We start from the raw sequence: 20630 nt of genomic DNA on the forward strand, positions 1-20630 counted from the left end.
TCGGTCACTCCTTATAATAGAAAATGGCAACAGTACCACTTCCAGTATGTGAACTAATAACAGGACCAATATCAGATATATTAACATCTTTTGGTTTTAATGATTCGACCATTAATTCTTTGATTTTCTCCGCTTCTTCTAAATCATCAGAATGTGTTATATAAATAGTTTGATCACTATAATCGCTATTTTCGTTTTTCATTTTTTCAATTATCGCATGCCATAACTTTTTGGAACCGCGATACTTTTCAATTGGTACAAGTTTACCTTCTTCAACATGGAGTAATGGTTTAATGTTTAGTAATGTACCTAAAAATGCTTGTCCTTTAGATAATCTACCACCACTTGCTAAATATTTTAAATCCTTAACAGTAAATAAATGTCTAATTTTTTCTAGTTTGTTTTTAATATATTCATCAATTTCTTCAAATGAATAATCATGATTAATTTTATCTTGCACATCTAAAATCATTTTACCAAGACCCATAGAAGCACTTAATGTATCATAAATTGTAAGGTCTAAATCAGGATATTCATCTTTGATTTGTTCTTTGACTAAACATGCTGTTTGATATGTACCACTTAAAGCACTGCTGAATGCTAAGTAAATAGCTTTTTCTTTCTTTTCTGCTACTTCAGTGAAAACTTTAGTCATCTGTTCCATAGTTGCTTGGTTTGTCTTAGGGTGTTTATTTTCTTTTATAGCTGCTAATACTTCATCATTAGATATTTCATATTGATCGACTTTACTTTCATCATCAATAACGATACCGTATGGTAAAAAGTAAAAATCATGCTCTTTAATTTGTTCTAATGTTAAATCAGAACCACTATCAACTATCATTTTCATTTATATAACCCCCTACATATTTAAATCAAAATAATTATTTAAGTATTTTCCAATACCATCAGCATTATTCGTGTCTGTAACGTCATTTGCTATTTCTTTTAATTCAGGTATCGCATTTCCCATAGCCACACCATAGTTAGCAAATTGTATCATTTCATAATCATTATCTTCGTCTCCAAAAGCGATAATATTATCAAAATCAATGTCTAAATATTCAGCGACATATTTTACAGCTTTCCCTTTATTAATTCCTTTTTTAACGATTTCAATTACAGGGAAGGGTGCACCCCAACGACGATGTTCTATATGTTCAGCATAATATTTGCTTAAATGTCTTTTAATTCGAGGAATCTCGTCATCTTCCGCTTGTATTAATAAACTTGTCGGAGATTCAGGTAATAATTTATCTAGTTCTCCATATTTGATTTCTGGGTCGCCCATGCTAAAACCTTCGAATAAAGTTTGATCATAGTTATTAATATAAACTTGATCACGCACTTCAGCGATTATATTTTTTATATTTAATTTACTCACATCGTTGAAAATTTTTGTCGCAATTCGAGCGTCTAATTGTTCATGTACGGGTTCGAAACGATTGTCATGAGGATGATGAATAAGTGCGCCATTAAAATTGATGATAGGTGTATTCATCTGCATAGCATTATAATAATCTATACTCGCTCGATATGGTCGACCAGTGGAAATGATAATTTCATGACCAGATTTCTTTAAATATTGTAATACCCTCTTGGTATAAGTTGGGATTTTCTTTTCATCTGTTAATAAAGTACCGTCTAAATCTAAGCAGATTAAATGTTTGTCCATACCGATAACTCCTATCTTTTTTTCTATCTTCTTACACTATAATATCATATCATTTTCTTTATCGTACGCTTTAAATTTGATATATTATATATAGTAACTTTTAGAATGAGGTGAAAAACATGGAAGAAGCAATGAAAGAAAGCATCTTAGGAGCATTGGAGAATGTTATTGACCCAGAGCTTGGAATTGATATCGTTAACTTAGGTCTTGTTTATAATATTGATTTAGACGACGAAGGATTATGTACAGTAGAGATGACATTAACTTCAATGGGTTGTCCAATGGGGCCGCAAATCGTTGATATGGTTAAAACAGCATTAGCTGAATTACCTGAAATCAAAGAAACTGAAGTAAATATTGTTTGGACACCACCTTGGGATAAAGACAAAATGTCACGCTATGCTAAAATAGCACTGGGCGTTAGTTAATATTATAAAAGAAAAACAGGCTGAGATATATAAATGTCTCAACCTGTTTTTTTATTCTATTCTACAAATAGATAAGGGACAATTATCGCAGTTAATAGCGTTTTTTAAATAATTTAAATCTTTGATGATAATCGTTTTATGTTTAACAGATACAATATTTTCTTTTTTTAAATGACTTAACATACGATTAACGCTTTCTCTTGTGACATTACAAAAATTCGCTAATTCATGATTGGTTAATTCGACATTTATTAATATGCCTTCTTCATCTGCGACACCATAAGTATTTGCTAATTTAATAAGAACAGAATAAAATCCTCCTGTTTTGCCAAGTGTATAAATATCTCTAATTTGATATTCATGTTTTTCATTTTCGTTTTGCACCCATAGCAACCATTCATATTTAAGCACTTCGTCATTTAAAATAGCTTCTTCAAAATCTTTTTTCGGTAATTTAATAATGGTTGCATTTTCTTTTGTTTTTGCAGATAGAGTGTGAGTCTTTCTGCCACAAAATAGTGTAGTAGAACCGAATATGCTCCTCGGACCAATTAATTTCGTGTTGAACTCTTTTCCATCTTCCATAATACGGTGAAGAATAACTTTTCCTTCAATTACAACATAAATGTGATTACTTAGGTCTCCAGAATGGTATATATAATTGTGAGCATTAAAATGCATACGCTGACCATGAGATATAATATACTCAATTACTGAAGTTGCTTCTGTGTATGTCGTTTGCAAATGATCACTTCCCGTAAGTATTATCCAATTACATTTTACCATATAATGTAATTGGAAAGGTTGAAAAATTTAAAAGCTTTATATTTGTCAAAGAAGGTCAAACAGTATATAATGAAAATAGGTCAAAGATAGTCAAACTATATTGACCGTTAAAAATTAAAGAGGTGATACATTTGGATATTAATCAAATGACATATTCAGTGCAAAGTGTTATTGAAAAAGCACAACAATTATCTCAATCTCAACAACTACAAAATATTGAAATCGAAGCTGTATTATTATCAGCATTAAATGAAGACGAAAGTATTTTTAAAAGAACTTTAGATAGAGCAAATATTGATACAGAAGCTTTGGAAGAAGCATATAATAAGAAATTAAATCAATATTCTGTAGTGAAAGGTGACAATATTCAATACGGACAATATATTTCACCTAAACTAAATGAGTTATTTAATAAAGCAGATAAAATCAAAGAAGAAATGCAAGATGATTTCATGTCTATGGAACATCTATTAAAAGCAGCAATTGAAGTTGATCAAACGACTCAAGAATTTGTCGGAAACAAAAAGGAAGTTGTAAACGAAATTATAAATAAAATCAGGGGAGGAAATCGAGTGACATCACAAAATCCAGAAGTACAATATGAAGCATTATCAAAATATGGAAGAGATTTAGTAGAAGAAGTTAGAAAAGGCAAAATGGATCCAGTTATCGGAAGAGACGAAGAAATTAGAAATACTATACGAATTTTAAGCCGTAAAACTAAAAATAACCCAGTATTAATCGGTGAACCAGGTGTAGGTAAAACAGCAATCGTTGAAGGGTTAGCTCAACGTATTGTAAAAAGAGATGTTCCTGAATCACTGTTAGATAAAACAATTTTTGAATTGGACTTATCAGCATTAGTAGCTGGTGCAAAATATAGAGGTGAATTTGAAGAAAGATTGAAAGCTGTCTTGAAAGAAGTTAAAGATTCTGAAGGGCGCATTCTATTATTCATCGACGAAATCCACATGTTAGTCGGCGCTGGTAAGACAGAAGGTGCTATGGACGCAGGTAACATGTTAAAACCTATGCTTGCTAGAGGTGAATTACATTGTATTGGTGCAACAACTTTAAACGAATATCGTCAATACATTGAAAAAGATTCTGCATTAGAACGTAGATTCCAAAAAGTAAATGTTAGTGAACCAGATTTAGAAGATACAATTTCTATTTTAAGAGGTTTAAAAGAAAGATATGAAGTTCACCATGGTGTTAGAATCCAAGATAGAGCAATAGTGGCAGCAGCAGAATTATCTGATCGTTATATTACGGACAGATTTTTACCTGACAAAGCGATTGATTTAGTAGACCAAGCATGTGCAACAATTAGAACTGAAATGGGATCTAATCCAACTGAATTAGATGCTGTAAATCGTCGTGTAATGCAACTTGAAATTGAAGAAAATGCATTAAAATCTGAATCAGATCAAGCAAGTCAAATAAGATTAGAAGAACTTCAAAAAGAACTTGCTGATGAAAAAGAAAAACAACAGCAATTACAAAGTAAAGTTGAAGAAGAAAAAGAACAAATCAAATTATTACAAGATAAAAGAGCAGAATTAGACGAAAGTAAAAAAGCATTAGAAAATGCAGAAAATCAATATGATTTAGGTAAAGCTGCTGAACTTAAACATGGTAAAATACCACAAATTGAAGCGGAATTAAGAGAATTAGAAGATAGTTTCGCTGAAGAAAATGGCGATGACCACGATCGTTTAATAAGAGAAATCGTAACAGACGAAGAAATCGGTTATATCGTAAGCCAATGGACAGGTATACCTGTATCGAGATTAGTAGAAACTGAAAGAGAAAAACTTCTAAAATTATCTGATATTCTACATGAACGTGTAGTAGGTCAAGATGAAGCAGTTGATTTAGTAGCGGATGCAGTAGTAAGAGCTAGAGCAGGTATTAAAGATCCAAACAGACCTATCGGTAGTTTCTTATTCTTAGGACCAACAGGGGTTGGTAAGACAGAACTTGCTAAAACATTAGCAGCAACATTGTTTGATTCTGAAAAACATATGATTCGAATTGATATGAGTGAGTACATGGAGAAACATTCTGTCGCTAGATTAATTGGTGCGCCTCCAGGTTATGTAGGATATGAAGAAGGCGGTCAATTAACTGAAGCTGTTAGAAGACAGCCATATTCAGTAATATTACTAGACGAAATTGAAAAAGCGCATAATGACGTATTTAACGTGTTACTACAATTATTAGATGAAGGTAGATTAACTGACGCAAAAGGAAGAAGTGTTGACTTTAAAAACACAATCATTATTATGACAAGTAATATTGGTTCTCAATTCTTATTAGATGGCGTAACTGAATCTGGAGAAATTGAAGAATCAGCTAAAAAACAAGTAACAGATAGTTTACATGCTCATTTCAAACCGGAAATCCTAAATAGAATGGATGACATCGTATTATTCAAACCATTGTCTATTAAAGATATGAGCTTTATCGTTGATCACATTATCACTAATTTAAATATTAGATTAACAGATCAACATATTAAGATAAATGTAGATCAAGATGTTAAAGAATGGATTGCAAAAGAAGCATACGAACCACAATTTGGTGCAAGACCATTGAAACGATTTGTTCAAAGACAAATTGAAACACCTTTAGCTCGACTAATGATTGGTAAAGAATTAAAAGAAGGTACTCAAGTTAACGTGCATCTTGAAAATGAAGAAGTAAAATTTGAAGTAAATGAATAATTAATAAAAAGTCCCACCAATAAATTGCATTGGTGGGATTTTTTGATGTAAAATTATTGGTGATCAACCTGTTCTTTAGGTTCAGATTTGCCTATTGTTAGGCTGAATAATATAACTACAACTGTAAAAACGATAGCATAAATAGTAGGGTTAAGAACATTAATAGATGCTTCAGAACCGCCTAAACTATGTAATACAAAGTTAATCATTTGTGATAACAAGAATGCCCATATAAACGTCATAATATAATGCATATCTTTTCCTCCGTAACATTTAGTATCATACATTTCATTATAATTAACTTTTTATAAAATGTATACCTTTAATCATGAAAACGATTTAAATATTTGGGTAAAGTTAATTGACTTGTATGTAATAGTAAAAGTATGATAAATTAGTACCTGATAATAATAACAGATTATAAGTAGGTGTCTCTAATGGATATTGGTATAAAAGGTTTTGGTGCATATTCACCAGAACGTGTAGTAACAAACGCACATTTTGAAAGTTATTTAGATACTTCAGATGAGTGGATTAGAAAAATGACAGGTATTAAAGAAAGACGTTTTGCTGCGGAGGACGAAGATACAAGTGATTTAGCATATGAAGCTGCAGTGAGAGCTATTGAAGATTCTGGTCTTGATAAAGATGAAATTGAAATGATTATAGTTGCTACTTCTACTGGAGATAAACCATTTCCAACTGTAGCTACAACATTACAAAAAAGATTAGGTTTAAATAAAATCCCTTCAATGGATCAATTAGCAGCATGTACAGGCTTCATTTATGGAATTGTTACAGCTCAACAATTTGTTAGTTCAGGACTTTATAAAAATGTCTTAGTAGTAGGTGCTGATAAATTAACAAAAATAACAGACATGAATGATCGTAGCACAGCGATTCTTTTTGGAGATGGAGCTGGAGCAGCTGTCATTGGAGAAGTATCTGAAGGAAGAGGTATACTCGGTGTTGAATTAGGTTCTGATGGGAATGGAGGACCATATTTATACCAAGATATGGACGCTAATACGATACAAATGAACGGCCGTGAAGTATTTAAATTTGCAGTGAGAATTATGGGGGAAGCATCTACTAAAGTTGTAGAAAAAGCAGGTCTTGAACCAGAAGATGTTGATATGTTCGTGCCACACCAAGCGAATATTAGAATTATGGAGTCAGCAAGAGATCGATTAGGTATTGAGAAAGAAAAAATGAGTGTAACTGTTGATAGATATGGCAATACTTCAGCAGCTTCAATACCCTTAAGTATTGCATATGAAATAGAACAAGGTAAAATAAAAGATAATGATACTTTAGTCCTAGTAGGATTTGGTGGCGGCCTAACTTGGGGTGCCATAACGTTACGCTGGGGTAAATAGGAGGAAATTTAATAATGACAGAAAAAAAACGTGTTGTAATGACTGGTTTAGGAACGTTAAATCCTTTGGGTAATGACGTCCCTACAACATGGAAAAATGCAATCAACGGCGAAAATGGAATAGATGAAGTCACAAGAATTGATGTATCTGAATTTCCAGCTAAATTAGCAGGTGAATTAAAAGACTTCGATATTGAAAATCATATTCCTAAAAAAGAATACCGTAAGATGGATAGATTTACTCAATATGCGATTGTAGCTGCACGTGAAGCTTTAAAAGATTCTAAATATGAAATTACTGATGAAAATAGCAACCGTGTAGGAGTATGGATTGGTTCTGGTATAGGTGGTATGGAAACTTTCGAATACTCTCATAATATGTTGTTAAAACGTGGACCAAAACGTGTAAGCCCATTTTTCGTACCTATGATGATTCCAGATATGGCTACAGGACAAGTTTCTATTGATTTAGGAGCTAAAGGGCCAAATGGTTGTACTGTTACAGCATGTGCTACAGGTACAAATTCAATTGGTGATGCTTTCAAAATCATTCAACGTGGAGATGCTGATGTTATGATAGCTGGTGGAACAGAGGCACCAATTACTGAAATGGCTATGGCTGGTTTCAGTGCTAACAAAGCATTATCTACTAATCCAGATAGAGACTCAGCATGCCGTCCATTCCAAGAAGGAAGAGATGGATTCATTATGGGGGAAGGCGCTGGAGTTGTTGTATTAGAGTCATTAGAATCAGCTAAAGCTCGTGGCGCTCATATTTATGCTGAAGTTGTTGGCTACGGTTCAACAGGTGATGCATACCATATTACAGCACCATCTCCAAATGGTGAAGGTGGTGCTAGAGCAATGCAAGCGGCTATTGAGGATGCAGGTATCAAAGCTGCAGACATTCAATATTTAAATGCTCATGGTACAAGTACACCAATTGGTGACTTATACGAAGTATTAGCAATCAACTCTACGTTTGGCGAAGCAGCTAAAAACCTTAAAATAAGTTCTACAAAATCAATGATGGGTCATTTATTAGGCGCAACAGGAGCAGTAGAAGCTATTTTAACAGGCTTATCTATACAAAATGGCATCGTTGCACCAACAATAAATGCAACTTCACCAGACCCAGAAATTAACTTAGATATTACACCTAATGAAGCGGCTAATTTAGACATTGAATATGCAATGAGTAACAGCCTAGGATTTGGTGGACATAACGCAGTATTAATCTTTAAAAAATTTAAATAAAATAAGAAGTTGAGACATTTTTAACGAATGTCTCAGCTTTTTTGTGGATAATGTTTATGAAAGTTGCAAGACGAGGTCGACGTGCAACATACGAGGCGATAATATTGCAAGACAGGGCTCACGTGCAACATAGAGCCTAACAGCTGTTTACTAACATTATAATGAAACAGGCTGAGACATGATTTTGTCCCAGCCTGTTTTTTACTTATGTGTTGAACTTTTGGCACACTCTACATAAGCAAACGCACTAGATTACGAGATAACTTACGGTAATTCATTGACCATATTAATTAACACGACCAATCAGCTAAACCAAAAATCCTATTATAATAGATATGATAAAAAATACAGTACTAACAACAACAAACGGTATCACCCAATCATATACATTTCTTTCTTTAAGATTTATATCCTTCATATTTGGATTCATTACTTCATCGTCTTCTAAATATGATTGTGAAGCTTTAGATTTCATGTGAAAATTAAATTTACGTATTGCTTGTCTAGATACTTCTCCAACACCTTCTTGTTTCATCGCAATAAGCCAACTAACTGCAAATAAAATAGTCATCATATAAAAGAAAATATTACTCGCTTGATCTAAATCCTTCATAAATACTAAACATAAAATTAAAAATATGCCTATGTAACTGAAGGTAAAAATACTCCAAAATTTCATAATTACCTACCTCTAACGTTAAGAATTAATTGTATTATAACAGATTGAAAAATATTTTTTATATTTTAAGAAACTTAATAAAAATATTTGTGTAATTTTACATATGTATATTTTATGTATGCAAATACATATAAATTAATCCTTTACTCGTAAAAATAGGTAATTATTATACTAGTATTGTATATTTATACCTATAAAATGAATAATTGCTTCGCGTTGTCGCTTTATTGTGATAAAACAACAAGTAGATATTGGGTAATGCTTATTCAAAATTCAGAATATTCGTGTTGATTTAAGTTGAATAAATTCTGTATAATGTATATAAATATTTCTGAATATTAAAAGAAATATGAATTCGATAAGGGGATTGGAGGCAAAACAATGGTTAAGTACACTTTGAAACGTATTCTTTATATGTTCATATCATTGTTTTTAATTATGACGATAACATTTTTCTTAATGAAATTGTTACCGGGTTCACCGTACAACGATGAGAAATTATCAGAAGAACAAAAAGTTATTATAAACGAAAAGTATGGTTTGAATGATCCTGTATCAGTACAGTATGCAAATTACCTAAAAAATGTAGCTAAAGGTGATTTCGGTATTTCATTCCAATACGATAACAGAGAAGTTTGGAGTTTAATAAAACCAAGACTAGGACCCTCTGTTGAAATGGGTACATACGCGATGATTTTAGGTACAATTACCGGACTATTGCTCGGTATAGTGGCCGCAATCAAGCAAAATACGATTATTGACTATGGAGCAACCTTCTTATCAGTTATTTTCATTTCGGTGCCGTCATTCGTTCTGGCAGTGTTGCTACAATATGTATTTGCTGTTGAATGGCAAATCTTCCCTGTAGCAGGTTGGAGTGGATTTATGACTGCAGTGTTACCATCCTTAGCTTTAGCAGCAGGTGTAACAGCAACAATTGCACGTTATATACGTTCTGAAATGATTGAGGTATTGGGCTCTGATTACATAGAATTAGCGAGAGCTAAGGGGATGTCCAGTTCAAGAGTAATATTCGGACATGCTGTACGTAATGGTTTAATTCCAATTATTACAATTATTGTTCCAATGTTAGCTGGGATTTTAACTGGTACATTGACAATTGAAAACATCTTTGGAGTGCCAGGACTAGGTGACCAGTTCGTACGTTCAATTCAAACGAATGACTATCCAGTTATTATGGCATTAACATTACTATTCAGTTTCTTATTTATAATTTCAATCTTTATTGTAGACGTATTGTATGGTCTTATTGACCCTAGAATTCGTGTTGAAGGAGGTAAAAAATAATGGCTAATAACGATCATGAGAAAGATAAATTAAACAATAGCGGTTATGACAATGCCTCAATCACACATTCTACACAAGGGGTGCCGGCTGAAAAGTTTGTTCTTCACGGTAGAGACAAAGTGGTTGAAGAGAAATTTGAAAGAAAGAGTCGTACATTCTGGCAAGATGCTTGGGCTCAACTAAAAAGTAATAAATTAGCAGTAATTGGTTTAATAGGGTTAGTATTACTTACTTTATTATCACTAGTTGGTCCACTTATGAATGATCATAAGTTTAGTGACCAAAACGTGTCACACGCTAACTTGCCACCAAAAATACCAGTATTAGATCAAGTTCCTTTCTTGCCATTTGATGGTACAGATAGAGACGGCTTCGATGTTTACGAAGGATCTAATGTAAATGAGAACTATTGGTTTGGTACAGATGAATTAGGACGTGACTTATGGACACGTACATGGAGAGGTACGCAAGTATCATTATTCATCGGTGTAATAGCAGCAGCATTAGATATATTTATTGGGGTAATATACGGTGCTTTATCTGGCTACTTCGGTGGTAGGACGGATGATATCATGCAACGTATTGTTGAGATATTATCTTCAATTCCAAACTTAATTGTTGTTATCTTGTTCGTGTTATTATTCGATCCGTCAATGTGGACAATTATTTTAGCCATGTCCGTTACAGGTTGGCTAGGTATGAGTCGTATTGTTCGTGGACAATTCTTAAAACTTAAAGAACAAGAATTCGTAATGGCTTCAAGAACATTAGGGGTATCAAATTATAAATTAATCTTTAAACATATTTTGCCAAACACACTTGGACCAATTATTGTAACGTCAATGTTTACAGTACCAAGTGCAATATTCTTCGAAGCATTCTTAAGCTTTATTGGTCTAGGTATACCAGCACCACAAGCATCATTAGGTTCTCTAGTTGATACAGGAAGAAAGATGTTATTGATCTTCCCACATGAACTATTTGTTCCAGCTGTGGTATTAAGCTTATTAATCTTATTCTTCTATCTATTCAGTGATGGTCTAAGAGATGCCTTTGACCCTAAAATGCGTAAATAATAAGGAGGAAATGAATTATGGCTAAGAGAATTTTAGAAGTAAATAACTTAAAAGTTTCCTTCGACATTGACGCGGGGGAAGTACAAGCAGTTAGAGGTGTAGATTTTTATCTTGATAAAGGTGAAACACTCGCAATTGTTGGTGAATCTGGTTCGGGAAAATCAGTTACTACAAAAGCTTTAATGCAATTACTACCAAGTAAAGTAGGCAGAATAAAAGAAGGTTCTATTTTATTTGATGGTAAAGATTTAGCGAAGTTAGAAGAAAAAGAAATGCAAAAAATCAGAGGTAAGGAAATAGGGATGATTTTCCAAGATCCAATGACTTCATTAAATCCAACTATGAAAATAGGAAAGCAAGTTATGGAACCTCTTATTAAGCACCAAAAATTATCTAAAAGTGATGCTAAGAAAAGGGCATTAGATATTTTAGATTTAGTTGGATTGCCTAACGCAAAGAATCGTTTTAATAATTTCCCACACCAATTTTCAGGTGGACAAAGACAACGTATTGTTATTGCAACGGCATTGGCTTGTGATCCAAAAATACTCATAGCGGATGAACCTACAACTGCTTTGGACGTTACTATACAAGCTCAAATATTAGAGTTGATGAAAGAGTTACAACATAAGATTGATACATCAATTATTTTTATCACCCATGACTTAGGTGTTGTAGCAAACGTAGCTGATAGAGTGGCTGTAATGTATGGTGGACAAATTGTAGAAACAGGTTCAGTAGATGAAATTTTCTATAATCCGAAACATCCGTATACTTGGGGGCTTCTATCTTCTATGCCAAGCCTTGAAACATCTCATGAAACAGAGTTGCTTGCAATTCCTGGTACACCACCAGATTTAATAAAGCCGCCTGTAGGAGACGCGTTCGCTAGGAGAAGTGATTATGCACTGGATATCGACTACAAGGAAGAACCGCCATGGTTCCAAGTTTCACCTACACATTTCGTGAAATCTTGGTTGTTAGATGAAAGAGCACCAGAAGTAGACTTACCAGAAGCGGTTAAAAATAAATTAAAAGAAACACCTGACCAGTTTGATAAGCCGAAGCGTGTAGAAAGGGTGACGTTCTAATGGCTGAGAAAAAAGAAATATTAATCGACGTACAGAATTTGAAACAATATTTCAACGAAGGCAAGAAAAATGAAGTAAAAGCAGTAGATGATATTTCATTTAAAATATATCGTGGTGAAACATTAGGTTTAGTAGGGGAGTCTGGTTGTGGAAAATCCACAACTGGACGAACACTTATTAAATTACATGATGCAACGGATGGAAAAGTTATATTTGATAATGTTGATATTCAAAACATCAAAAAACGTAAAGATTTATTAAGGTTTAATCGACGTATGCAAATGATTTTCCAAGATCCATATGCGTCTTTAAATCCAAGATTAAAAGTAATGGATATTATTGCTGAAGGATTAGATGTACATAAATTAGTTTCTAGCAACGAAGAACGAAAAAAGCGTGTTTACGAATTGTTGGAAACAGTAGGTTTAAATAAAGAACATGCAAATAGATATCCACATGAATTCTCTGGCGGACAAAGACAGCGTTTAGGAATAGCACGTGCTTTAGCAGTAGAACCAGAATTTATTATAGCAGATGAACCTATTTCAGCTTTAGACGTTTCAATTCAAGCACAAGTTGTTAACTTAATGCAAAGATTGCAAGAAGAAAAAGGGATTACATTCTTATTCATAGCGCATGATTTATCAATGGTTAAATATATATCAGATAGAATCGGTGTAATGTACTTTGGTAAATTGGTTGAACTTGGACCATCAGATCAAATATATAAACATCCACAACATGAATATACTAAATCATTATTGTCAGCTATTCCATTACCAGATCCAGAATCTGAAAGAACCAGAACAAGATCATCATACGATCCTGACGTACACCAATATACTGATGATGAAGAGCTAGAATTGAGAGAAGTAGGGCCAGAGCATTACGTATATTGTTCTGAGAAAGAATTTGCTAAGAAAAAAGAAAATTACAACAAGACATTTAATTTATCAGAAGCATAATATGAACTAATAGAATTATTATTACAACTAATTATTAATAATTTTGAAAGTATAAAATAACAATTATTTGAAAATTGTGTGAATTTCTATTGTTTTTCATACATTTTTAAAATATAATAAAATTAAAGCTTCTGAATTTTCAGAAGATAGAAAACAAGGGGGAGTAACTATATGAGGAAAAGACTTTCTGTACTCATGTCAATCTTAGTTGCAGCTGTATTAACACTTGCAGCTTGTAGTGGTGGAGGTTCCAAAAAAGATGATAGTGGAGGTAAAGGCGGCGTTAAAAGTGAAAAATCTGAAAACGTTTTAAACTTATCTTCCGGTTCAGATATTCCGACGATGGATTCGTCATTAGCAACCGACCAAGTTTCATTCTTTACATTTAACCAAACTTTAGAAGGGTTATACGTGTTAAATAAAGACGATGAACCAGAGCCTGGTGTTGCGAAAGGCGATCCAGAGAAATCGGACGATGGCAAGACTTGGACGATTAAGTTACGTGATGATGCTAAGTGGTCAAATGGAGATCCTGTAACTGCTCATGACTTTGTGTATGCTTGGCAACGTACAGTAGATCCAGATACAGCTGCTGAATATGCGTATATGTTTGAAAATATCGAAAACGCTTCAGAAATTACATCTGGTAAGAAAAAACCTGAAGAATTAGGGGTTAAAGCAATCGATGATCAAACTTTAGAAGTTAAATTAGTGAAAGACGTTCCATGGATGCAAAGTCTATTCGCATTCGGTTCATTCATGCCACAAAATGAAAAATTTGTCGAAAAACAAGGCAAGAAATTCGGTACTACAGCTGATACTACATTATCAAATGGTCCATTCAAAATGACACAATGGAAAACAGAAGATAATTGGAAACTAGAGCCAAATGATAAGTATTGGGATAAAGACAAAGTTAAACTTAAAGAGGTTAACTATAAAGTAGTAAAAGAAACACAAACAGCTATTAATTTATACCAAACAGGTAAATTAGATTCAGTAACATTAGATGCTACTAATGTAAGTAAATATAAAGATAGAGAAGACTTCTCTACTGAATTAAACTCATCTAACTTCTTCTATAGAATCAATAAAACGAAAAATAAAGATTTAGAAAATGAAGATTTAAGAAAAGCGTTTGCTAAATCAATAGACAAGAAAAAATATGTGAATTCTTTATTAAATGATGGTTCTGTACCTTCAGATAAATTAATGGTTAAAGACTTCGTTAAAGATGAAGATGGGAAAGACTACATCGATGGCGTTAAATCTCCATTAAATTATGATAAAGAAGAAGCTAAAAAACTATTAGAAAAAGCTAAAAAAGAAACGGGTAAAGATAAATTTAACATTGAGTTGTTAACATATGACCAAGATGTTTCTAAAAAAGCTGCTGAATTTGTTAAAGAACAAGTTGAACAAAACTTACCAGGCGTTACATTAAAAATTAAACAACAGCCGTTTAAACAAAAATTAGAATTAGAATCTAAAGGCGATTATGATATTTCATTTGCTGGTTGGGGTCCAGACTATCCAGATCCAACAACATTCTTAGACTTATTTAAGAAAGATAGTCCACATAACCAAACTGGATATTCAAATGCTGAATATGATAAAGCGTTAAAAGAAGCAAATACTGATGAAATGCTGAAAGAAGAAAACAGCGAAAAACGTACGAAAATGTTACAAGATGCAGAAAGTAAATTCTTAGAATCTGCTTCTATTGGGCCACTTTACCAACAAGGTGTAGCACGTTTACGTCAACCTTATGTTAAGAATTGGCAACCACATAAATTCGGTGGTGACTACTCACTTAAAGAAGTAGAAATCGCAGGATCTAAATAATCAAACAATTAAGGCAATCGATGGGAACATTGATTGCCTTTTTGTATAAGCTTCTTATTAATTAACTGAAAGCTATTAAATCACTAAATGTAAGGGGAGTAATAAAATGAAGAGAAAACTCACAGCTTTATTTGTAGTGATAAGTGCGATTATATTAACGTTAGCAGCATGCGGTAGCAACGAAAAAGAAGGTAATAGCGATAACATTAAACAATCTAAATCCAAGAATGAATTAAATTTATCTTCTGGCGATGATATTCCTACTATGGATCCATCATTAGCTTCTGACCAAGTTTCATTTACGACATTTACGCAAACATTAGAAGGTTTATATGTATTAGATAAAGATGATAAGCCAGTACCAGGTGTAGCAAAAGGTGAACCTGAAAAATCAAGCGATGGTAAAACATGGACGATTAAGCTACGTGATGATGCAAAATGGTCTAATGGCGATTCAGTAACAGCTCACGACTTTGTATTTGCATGGAGACGTACTGTAGATCCAGATACTGCTGCTGAATTTTCATATATGTTTGAAAACATAGAAAATGCAAAAGAAATTACAAACAGTGATAAAAAACCTGAAGAACTAGGCGTTAAAGCAATTGATGATCAAACATTAGAAATTAAACTTGTAAAAGATGTTCCATGGATGGAAAGTTTATTAGCATTCAGCTCATACATGCCGCAAAATGAAAAATTTGTGAAAAAACATGGTGATGATTTTGGTACAACAGCTGAAACAACTTTATCAAACGGCCCGTTTAAATTAACAGAATGGAAATCTGAAGATAAGTGGAAATTAGAGAAAAATGATAAATATTGGGATAAAGATAAAGTTAAACTTAAAGATGTTAATATCAAAGTTGTGAAAAATACACAAACAGCAATTAATATGTACCAAACTGGTAAGCTAGATATGGTAGGCTTGGATGCACAAAACGTAAAAAAATATAAAGATAGAGAAGACTTCTCTACCCAGTCTACTTCAGGAAGCTATTTCTTTAGAATTAACAAAGAGAAAAATAAAGATTTAGAGAATGAAGATTTAAGAAAAGCAATAGCAACATCAGTAAATAAAAAATCTTATGTCGATTCCTTATTAAACAATGGATCTAAACCATTAGATACATTAATGATTAAAGATTTCGTTAAAGATGGTAAAGGTAAAGATTATATAGATGGTGTTAAATCACCACTGGAATTTGATAAAGATGATGCTAAGAAATCACTTGAAAAAGCTAAAAAAGATTTAGGAAAAGATAAATTCACAATAGAACTCTTAACATATGATGAAGATGAATCTAAAAAAGCAGGAGAGTTCGTTAAAGAACAAGTAGAAAAAAATCTTCCAGGTGTTACATTAAAAATTAAACAACAACCTTTTAAACAGAAATTAGCATTAGAATCTAAAAAAGATTTCGATATTTCATTTGCTGGGTGGTTCCCAGATTATCCAGACCCAACAACATTCTTAGATTTATTTACATCTGATTCGCCTCATAACCAAACAGGCTATGCTAATGAAGAATATGATAAAGCATTGGAAGAAGCGAATTCAGATGAAATGCTTAAAGAAGAGAACGAAGATAAGCGAATTAAAAAATTACAAGATGCAGAAACGCAATTTTTAGATTCAGCATCTATTGCGCCGCTATTCCAAACAGGATCAGCACGTTTAAGACAGCCTTATATCAAAAATTGGCAAAACCATAAATATGGTGGAGATTATACCCTTAAAGAAGTAGAAATAAAGGGTGCTAAATAATATTTAATAGATAGAACCTTACAAAGCTTAATTGTTTTGTAAGGTTTTTTATTATCTTAAGTACAATTATTGTATATAAAAATTTCAAAAAATATAATTAATTTTTAAAATAGTAATTTAAGTTGCGACAAATTATAAATATCTTTATAATTAAAGAAAGTTCAGAAAATGACTGAATTTTCAAAAATCGAATAAGGGGATATGTTTATGAGAAAGAAGAGGTTGAGATTAATTTCATTAGTACTTTTGTCGATAACTTTAGTTTTGTCAGCATGTAGCGGGGGTGGAAAGGAAAAGAAGGACAGTGATGCTGCAGGGGATGGCAAGTCATTACGTCTTATTTCAATTTCTGATATACCATCGATGGATTCAAGTTTAGCAACAGATGCAACTTCTTTTGATGTATTGAATAACACAATGGAAGGTTTGTACAAATTAGATAAACATGATAAAGCTATTCCGGGTATAGCGAAAGGAGATCCAAAGAAATCTGATGACGGTTTGACTTGGACGATAGAATTAAGAGATGCTGAGTGGTCTAATGGAGAGAAGGTTACAGCAAATGATTTCGTTTATGCTTGGAGAAAGTTAGTTACGCCAAAGACAGCTTCTGAATATGCATTTATCATGTTTGATATCGAGAATGCTGAAGATATTAATAAAGGTAAAAAGAAACCTGAAGAGTTAGGTGTAAAAGCGGTTGATGATAAAACTTTAGAAATTAAACTTAATCGTGAATTACCTTATTATCAAGAGTTACTTACTTTCGGTTCATTTTTACCTCAAAATGAAAAATTCGTTAAAGAAAAAGGAGATAAGTACGGTACAACAGCTAAAGATACATTATATAATGGACCGTTTACTTTATCAGATTGGAAAACAGAAGATAATTATACTTTGAAGAAAAATGATAAGTATTGGGATAAAGGAAATGTAAAATTAGACAGCGTTAACTTCAAAGTTGTTAAAGAACCTCAAACAGCTTTAAATATGTATAATGCTGGTGATGTTGATGAAGCTTTAATACCAGCTGAAAACGTAAATAAATATAAAGATGATAAAGCTTATAATACCGAACTAGAAGCTAGAGTTTACTTTATGAGAATGAATCAAAAGGATGTACCAGAATTTAAAAATAAAGATTTAAGAATGGCAATTGCTCAATCAATTGATAGAGAACAATATGTTAAGAGTAATTTAAACAATGGTTCTAAACCAGCTAAAACATTAGTTCCGACCGAATTTGTAAAAGATACTAAAGGTAAAGATTATACTAAAGGCGTCGAAACAGAAAATAAATTTGATAAAGAATCAGCTAAAAAGCATTTAGAAAAAGCTAAAAAAGATCTTGGTAAAGATGAATTTACATTTGAATTATTAACTTATGATCAAGACAATGCCAAGAAAGACGCTGAATACTTTAAAGAACAAATCGAACAAAATTTACCTGGTGTAAAAATTAAAGTTAAACAGCAACCGTTTAAACAAAAATTAAAATTAGAATCAAGTATGGATTATCAAATTTCATTTGGAAGATGGGCACCTGATTATCCAGATGCTATGTCATTCCTAGAATTATTTACTAGCGATAATGTTATGAATGAAACTGGATGGAAAAATAAAGAATATGATAAGAAAATTGAGGATTCAGGAAATAAACTACTGAAGAAAGAGCAAGAACGTGTTGAAACAATGCAAGATGCTGAGTCATTGTTATTAGATGAAGCGACTATTATACCTATTTACCAACAAGGTAATGCACGTTTAACTCAAAGTTATGTTAATGACATTGAAAGACATAAGTTTGGGGGAGACACAGACTTAAAACATGCAAGTAAGCAAAAGTAACAAATCATAGTTTAAATAAATAGAAACTAAGGGGATGAGTTACATGTCAAAAGGTATAAAAATTTTATCGATATTGTTAACTGCAGTTTTAGTATTGAGTGCTTGTTCATCAGGAGGAAGCGGTGGAAAAAGTTCAAAAGATGGGCAAACATTAAACCTTCAAATCAATGGAGATGTGCCAACAATGGATTCTGCAATGGCTACTGATGGACTTTCATTTGATATGTTTTTCCAAACGATGGAAGGTTTGTATACATTAGATAAAGACGATAAAGCTATTCCGGCTGTCGCTAAAGGGGAGCCGAAAATTACTAACGACGGTAAAAAGTGGACAGTTAAATTAAGAGAAAATGCTAAATGGTCTAATGGAGACCCAGTTACAGCAAATGATTTCGTATATGCTTGGAGAAAAGTAGTTGATCCAGATACTGCATCTGAATATGCTTATATATTATTCGATATTAAAAATGCAGAAGAAGTCAATTCTGGAGATAAGAAGCCAGAAGAACTTGGTGTAAAAGCTATAGATGACCACACATTAGAGTTCGAATTAACAAAGTCATTACCATACTATAAAGAATTACTTTCATTCGGTACGTTTATGCCGCAAAATAAAAAATTCGTTGAGAAACAAGGCGATAAATATGGTACAACTTTGAAAAACACATTATATAATGGTCCTTTCAAAATGACTGAATGGAAAACAGATGACAAAGTTACACTTGAGAAAAACGATGAGTACTGGGATAAAGATAAAGTTAAATTGGATAAAGTTAATTACAAAGTTGTAAAAGAAGCTTCTACTGCAGTAAATTTATACGAAACAAATAAATTAGACATTGTTGAATTACCTGCAGAACAAGTTAATAAATATAAAGATGATAAAGGTTACACGACGGAATTAGATACAATAACTTATTATTTCAAATTAAACGAAGATAAAGTTCCAGAATTTAAAAACGAAGACTTTAGATTAGCATTTGCAAAAGCAATTGATAAAAAAGCTTATGTGAAAAATAATTTAAATAACGGGTCTATTCCAGCTGATAACTTTGTGCCAAAAGACTTTGTTAAAGACAGTAAAGGTAATGAATACCAAGATGGCGTTAAAAATGAAAATCACTACAATGTGAAAGAAGCTAAAGAACATTTTGAAAAAGCTAAAAAAGAATTAGGGAAAGATGAATTTACGATTGAATTAATGACATACGACAAAGATACAGCTAAAAGAGATGCTGAATACTTCAAAGAACAACTTGAGAAAAATTTAGATGGTGTAAATATTAAAATTAAACAACAACCATTTAAACAAAAACTTGATGTTGTTTCTAAAGGACAATATGAAATGTCATTAGAAAACTGGATACCAGACTATCCTGATCCGATGACATTCTTAGAGCTTTATGTAACAGATGGTTCACATAACAACACAGGCTGGTCTAATAAAGAATATGACAAGATTATTAAAGCAGCAGACTCATCACTAGCTGAAAATCCAGATAAACGACTAAAAGAATTACAACGAGCAGAAGGTATGTTGTTAAACGAAGCGGGCATTGTACCACTTTATCAAGTTGGTGTAGCTCAACTACAAAAACCAAATGTTAAAAACGTCGTTAATCACCAATTTGGTGGGGTATCTACATTGAAAGAAGCATATATTGAAAAATAACAAATAATGCATAAATATTAAATAAGAGTTACTCATTTAGACTATGATGTCTAGATGAGTAACTCTTTTTATTATGGAAGTAACAATAAAGTTTCATATTTAGATAATGATTTTTTCTGATTTTT

The 20630-nt window shown here is 32.4% G+C and carries 17 protein-coding genes; 12 read left to right on the forward strand and 5 right to left on the reverse strand.

Translation table 11 applies throughout. The annotated features are described in order from the left end of the window. Positions 1-4: 4 nt before the first annotated feature. The gene (locus ACO6VN_RS03200; protein ID WP_016999316.1) at positions 5-850 is read right to left on the reverse strand and encodes a DegV family protein; all 846 of its coding nucleotides are present in this window, start codon (positions 848-850) and stop codon (positions 5-7) included. Positions 851-862: 12 nt separating this feature from the next. Next, positions 863-1675 (reverse strand): Cof-type HAD-IIB family hydrolase, encoded by an 813-nt coding sequence (locus tag ACO6VN_RS03205; protein WP_070045160.1) that lies wholly within the window; start codon positions 1673-1675, stop codon positions 863-865. Positions 1676-1794: 119 nt separating this feature from the next. Here ACO6VN_RS03205 and ACO6VN_RS03210 point away from each other — a divergent pair, with 119 nt between their 5' ends. Beyond that, positions 1795-2103 (forward strand): metal-sulfur cluster assembly factor, encoded by a 309-nt coding sequence (locus ACO6VN_RS03210; RefSeq protein ID WP_016999318.1) that lies wholly within the window; start codon positions 1795-1797, stop codon positions 2101-2103. Positions 2104-2154: 51 nt separating this feature from the next. Here the strand turns inward: ACO6VN_RS03210 and ACO6VN_RS03215 are convergent, their stop codons facing one another. Then, complete coding sequence (locus ACO6VN_RS03215; protein ID WP_064205092.1) at positions 2155-2847, reverse strand: Crp/Fnr family transcriptional regulator; 693 nt, start codon at positions 2845-2847, stop codon at positions 2155-2157. Between the two features lie 173 nt (positions 2848-3020). Here ACO6VN_RS03215 and clpB point away from each other — a divergent pair, with 173 nt between their 5' ends. Further along, positions 3021-5618, forward strand: a complete 2598-nt coding sequence (gene clpB, locus ACO6VN_RS03220; RefSeq protein ID WP_422404219.1) for an ATP-dependent chaperone ClpB — start codon at positions 3021-3023, stop codon at positions 5616-5618. Between the two features lie 53 nt (positions 5619-5671). Here the strand turns inward: clpB and ACO6VN_RS03225 are convergent, their stop codons facing one another. After that, positions 5672-5872 carry a YjzD family protein gene (locus tag ACO6VN_RS03225; RefSeq protein WP_016999321.1) on the reverse strand — a complete coding sequence of 67 codons (201 nt, stop codon included), beginning with the start codon at positions 5870-5872 and terminating at the stop codon, positions 5672-5674. A gap of 183 nt (positions 5873-6055) precedes the next feature. On the opposite strand from ACO6VN_RS03225, the gene ACO6VN_RS03230 reads away from it, so the two are divergent. Both ACO6VN_RS03230 and fabF read left to right on the forward strand, forming a co-directional pair. Then, entirely contained in the window at positions 6056-6997 is a 942-nt protein-coding gene (locus ACO6VN_RS03230; protein ID WP_064205090.1) for a beta-ketoacyl-ACP synthase III, read from the forward strand. 14 nt (positions 6998-7011) lie between these two features. Then, a complete protein-coding gene (gene fabF, locus ACO6VN_RS03235; RefSeq protein ID WP_064211097.1) occupies positions 7012-8253 on the forward strand; it encodes a beta-ketoacyl-ACP synthase II in 1242 nt (413 codons plus the stop codon). Between the two features lie 307 nt (positions 8254-8560). Here fabF and ACO6VN_RS03240 read toward each other — a convergent pair whose 3' ends face one another. Next, on the reverse strand, positions 8561-8932 hold the full coding sequence (locus ACO6VN_RS03240; protein WP_016999394.1) for a DUF3899 domain-containing protein: 372 nt from the start codon (positions 8930-8932) through the stop codon (positions 8561-8563). Between the two features lie 381 nt (positions 8933-9313). Here ACO6VN_RS03240 and opp3b point away from each other — a divergent pair, with 381 nt between their 5' ends. The 8 genes from opp3b to ACO6VN_RS03280 all read left to right on the forward strand — a co-directional run bounded on the left by opp3b (position 9314) and on the right by ACO6VN_RS03280 (position 20505). Further along, positions 9314-10240, forward strand: coding sequence for an oligopeptide ABC transporter permease (opp3b, locus tag ACO6VN_RS03245; protein WP_016999393.1), 927 nt, complete (start codon positions 9314-9316; stop codon positions 10238-10240). Next, positions 10240-11316, forward strand: a complete 1077-nt coding sequence (opp3C, locus tag ACO6VN_RS03250) for an oligopeptide ABC transporter permease (protein ID WP_016999392.1) — start codon at positions 10240-10242, stop codon at positions 11314-11316. Before opp3b ends, opp3C begins: the two co-directional genes overlap by 1 nt. Before the next feature lie 17 nt (positions 11317-11333). Next, positions 11334-12407 (forward strand): ABC transporter ATP-binding protein, encoded by a 1074-nt coding sequence (locus ACO6VN_RS03255; protein ID WP_016999391.1) that lies wholly within the window; start codon positions 11334-11336, stop codon positions 12405-12407. After that, positions 12407-13372, forward strand: a complete 966-nt coding sequence (locus tag ACO6VN_RS03260; RefSeq protein WP_016999390.1) for an ABC transporter ATP-binding protein — start codon at positions 12407-12409, stop codon at positions 13370-13372. The genes ACO6VN_RS03255 and ACO6VN_RS03260 overlap by 1 nt, the downstream gene beginning before the upstream one ends. A 171-nt stretch (positions 13373-13543) precedes the next feature. Further along, the gene (locus tag ACO6VN_RS03265; protein WP_064204851.1) at positions 13544-15217 is read left to right on the forward strand and encodes a peptide ABC transporter substrate-binding protein; all 1674 of its coding nucleotides are present in this window, start codon (positions 13544-13546) and stop codon (positions 15215-15217) included. 106 nt (positions 15218-15323) lie between these two features. After that, positions 15324-16985: a peptide ABC transporter substrate-binding protein gene (locus tag ACO6VN_RS03270; protein ID WP_422404220.1), complete on the forward strand. Its 1662-nt coding sequence runs from the start codon at positions 15324-15326 to the stop codon at positions 16983-16985. A 207-nt stretch (positions 16986-17192) separates the two neighbouring features. Then, positions 17193-18833 (forward strand): ABC transporter substrate-binding protein, encoded by a 1641-nt coding sequence (locus tag ACO6VN_RS03275; protein WP_422404221.1) that lies wholly within the window; start codon positions 17193-17195, stop codon positions 18831-18833. A 43-nt stretch (positions 18834-18876) separates the two neighbouring features. Beyond that, complete coding sequence (locus tag ACO6VN_RS03280) at positions 18877-20505, forward strand: peptide ABC transporter substrate-binding protein (RefSeq protein ID WP_064204854.1); 1629 nt, start codon at positions 18877-18879, stop codon at positions 20503-20505. Positions 20506-20630: the final 125 nt, after the last annotated feature.

Origin of the sequence: Mammaliicoccus sp. JADD-157 (assembly GCF_049310805.1) — a bacterium.
Taxonomy (GTDB): Bacteria; Bacillota; Bacilli; order Staphylococcales; family Staphylococcaceae; genus Mammaliicoccus; species Mammaliicoccus lentus.

Coding starts and splice junctions, on each gene's coding strand:
- ACO6VN_RS03260 (WP_016999390.1), top strand. CDS start 12,407: ATGGCTGAGAAAAAAGAAATATTAATCGACGTACAGAATTTGAAACAA.
- ACO6VN_RS03275 (WP_422404221.1), top strand. CDS start 17,193: ATGAGAAAGAAGAGGTTGAGATTAATTTCATTAGTACTTTTGTCGATA.
- ACO6VN_RS03225 (WP_016999321.1), bottom strand. CDS start 5,872: ATGCATTATATTATGACGTTTATATGGGCATTCTTGTTATCACAAATG.
- ACO6VN_RS03265 (WP_064204851.1), top strand. CDS start 13,544: ATGAGGAAAAGACTTTCTGTACTCATGTCAATCTTAGTTGCAGCTGTA.
- ACO6VN_RS03210 (WP_016999318.1), top strand. CDS start 1,795: ATGGAAGAAGCAATGAAAGAAAGCATCTTAGGAGCATTGGAGAATGTT.
- fabF (WP_064211097.1), top strand. CDS start 7,012: ATGACAGAAAAAAAACGTGTTGTAATGACTGGTTTAGGAACGTTAAAT.
- ACO6VN_RS03200 (WP_016999316.1), bottom strand. CDS start 850: ATGAAAATGATAGTTGATAGTGGTTCTGATTTAACATTAGAACAAATT.
- ACO6VN_RS03240 (WP_016999394.1), bottom strand. CDS start 8,932: ATGAAATTTTGGAGTATTTTTACCTTCAGTTACATAGGCATATTTTTA.
- opp3C (WP_016999392.1), top strand. CDS start 10,240: ATGGCTAATAACGATCATGAGAAAGATAAATTAAACAATAGCGGTTAT.
- ACO6VN_RS03280 (WP_064204854.1), top strand. CDS start 18,877: ATGTCAAAAGGTATAAAAATTTTATCGATATTGTTAACTGCAGTTTTA.
- ACO6VN_RS03205 (WP_070045160.1), bottom strand. CDS start 1,675: ATGGACAAACATTTAATCTGCTTAGATTTAGACGGTACTTTATTAACA.
- ACO6VN_RS03230 (WP_064205090.1), top strand. CDS start 6,056: ATGGATATTGGTATAAAAGGTTTTGGTGCATATTCACCAGAACGTGTA.
- ACO6VN_RS03270 (WP_422404220.1), top strand. CDS start 15,324: ATGAAGAGAAAACTCACAGCTTTATTTGTAGTGATAAGTGCGATTATA.
- opp3b (WP_016999393.1), top strand. CDS start 9,314: ATGGTTAAGTACACTTTGAAACGTATTCTTTATATGTTCATATCATTG.
- ACO6VN_RS03255 (WP_016999391.1), top strand. CDS start 11,334: ATGGCTAAGAGAATTTTAGAAGTAAATAACTTAAAAGTTTCCTTCGAC.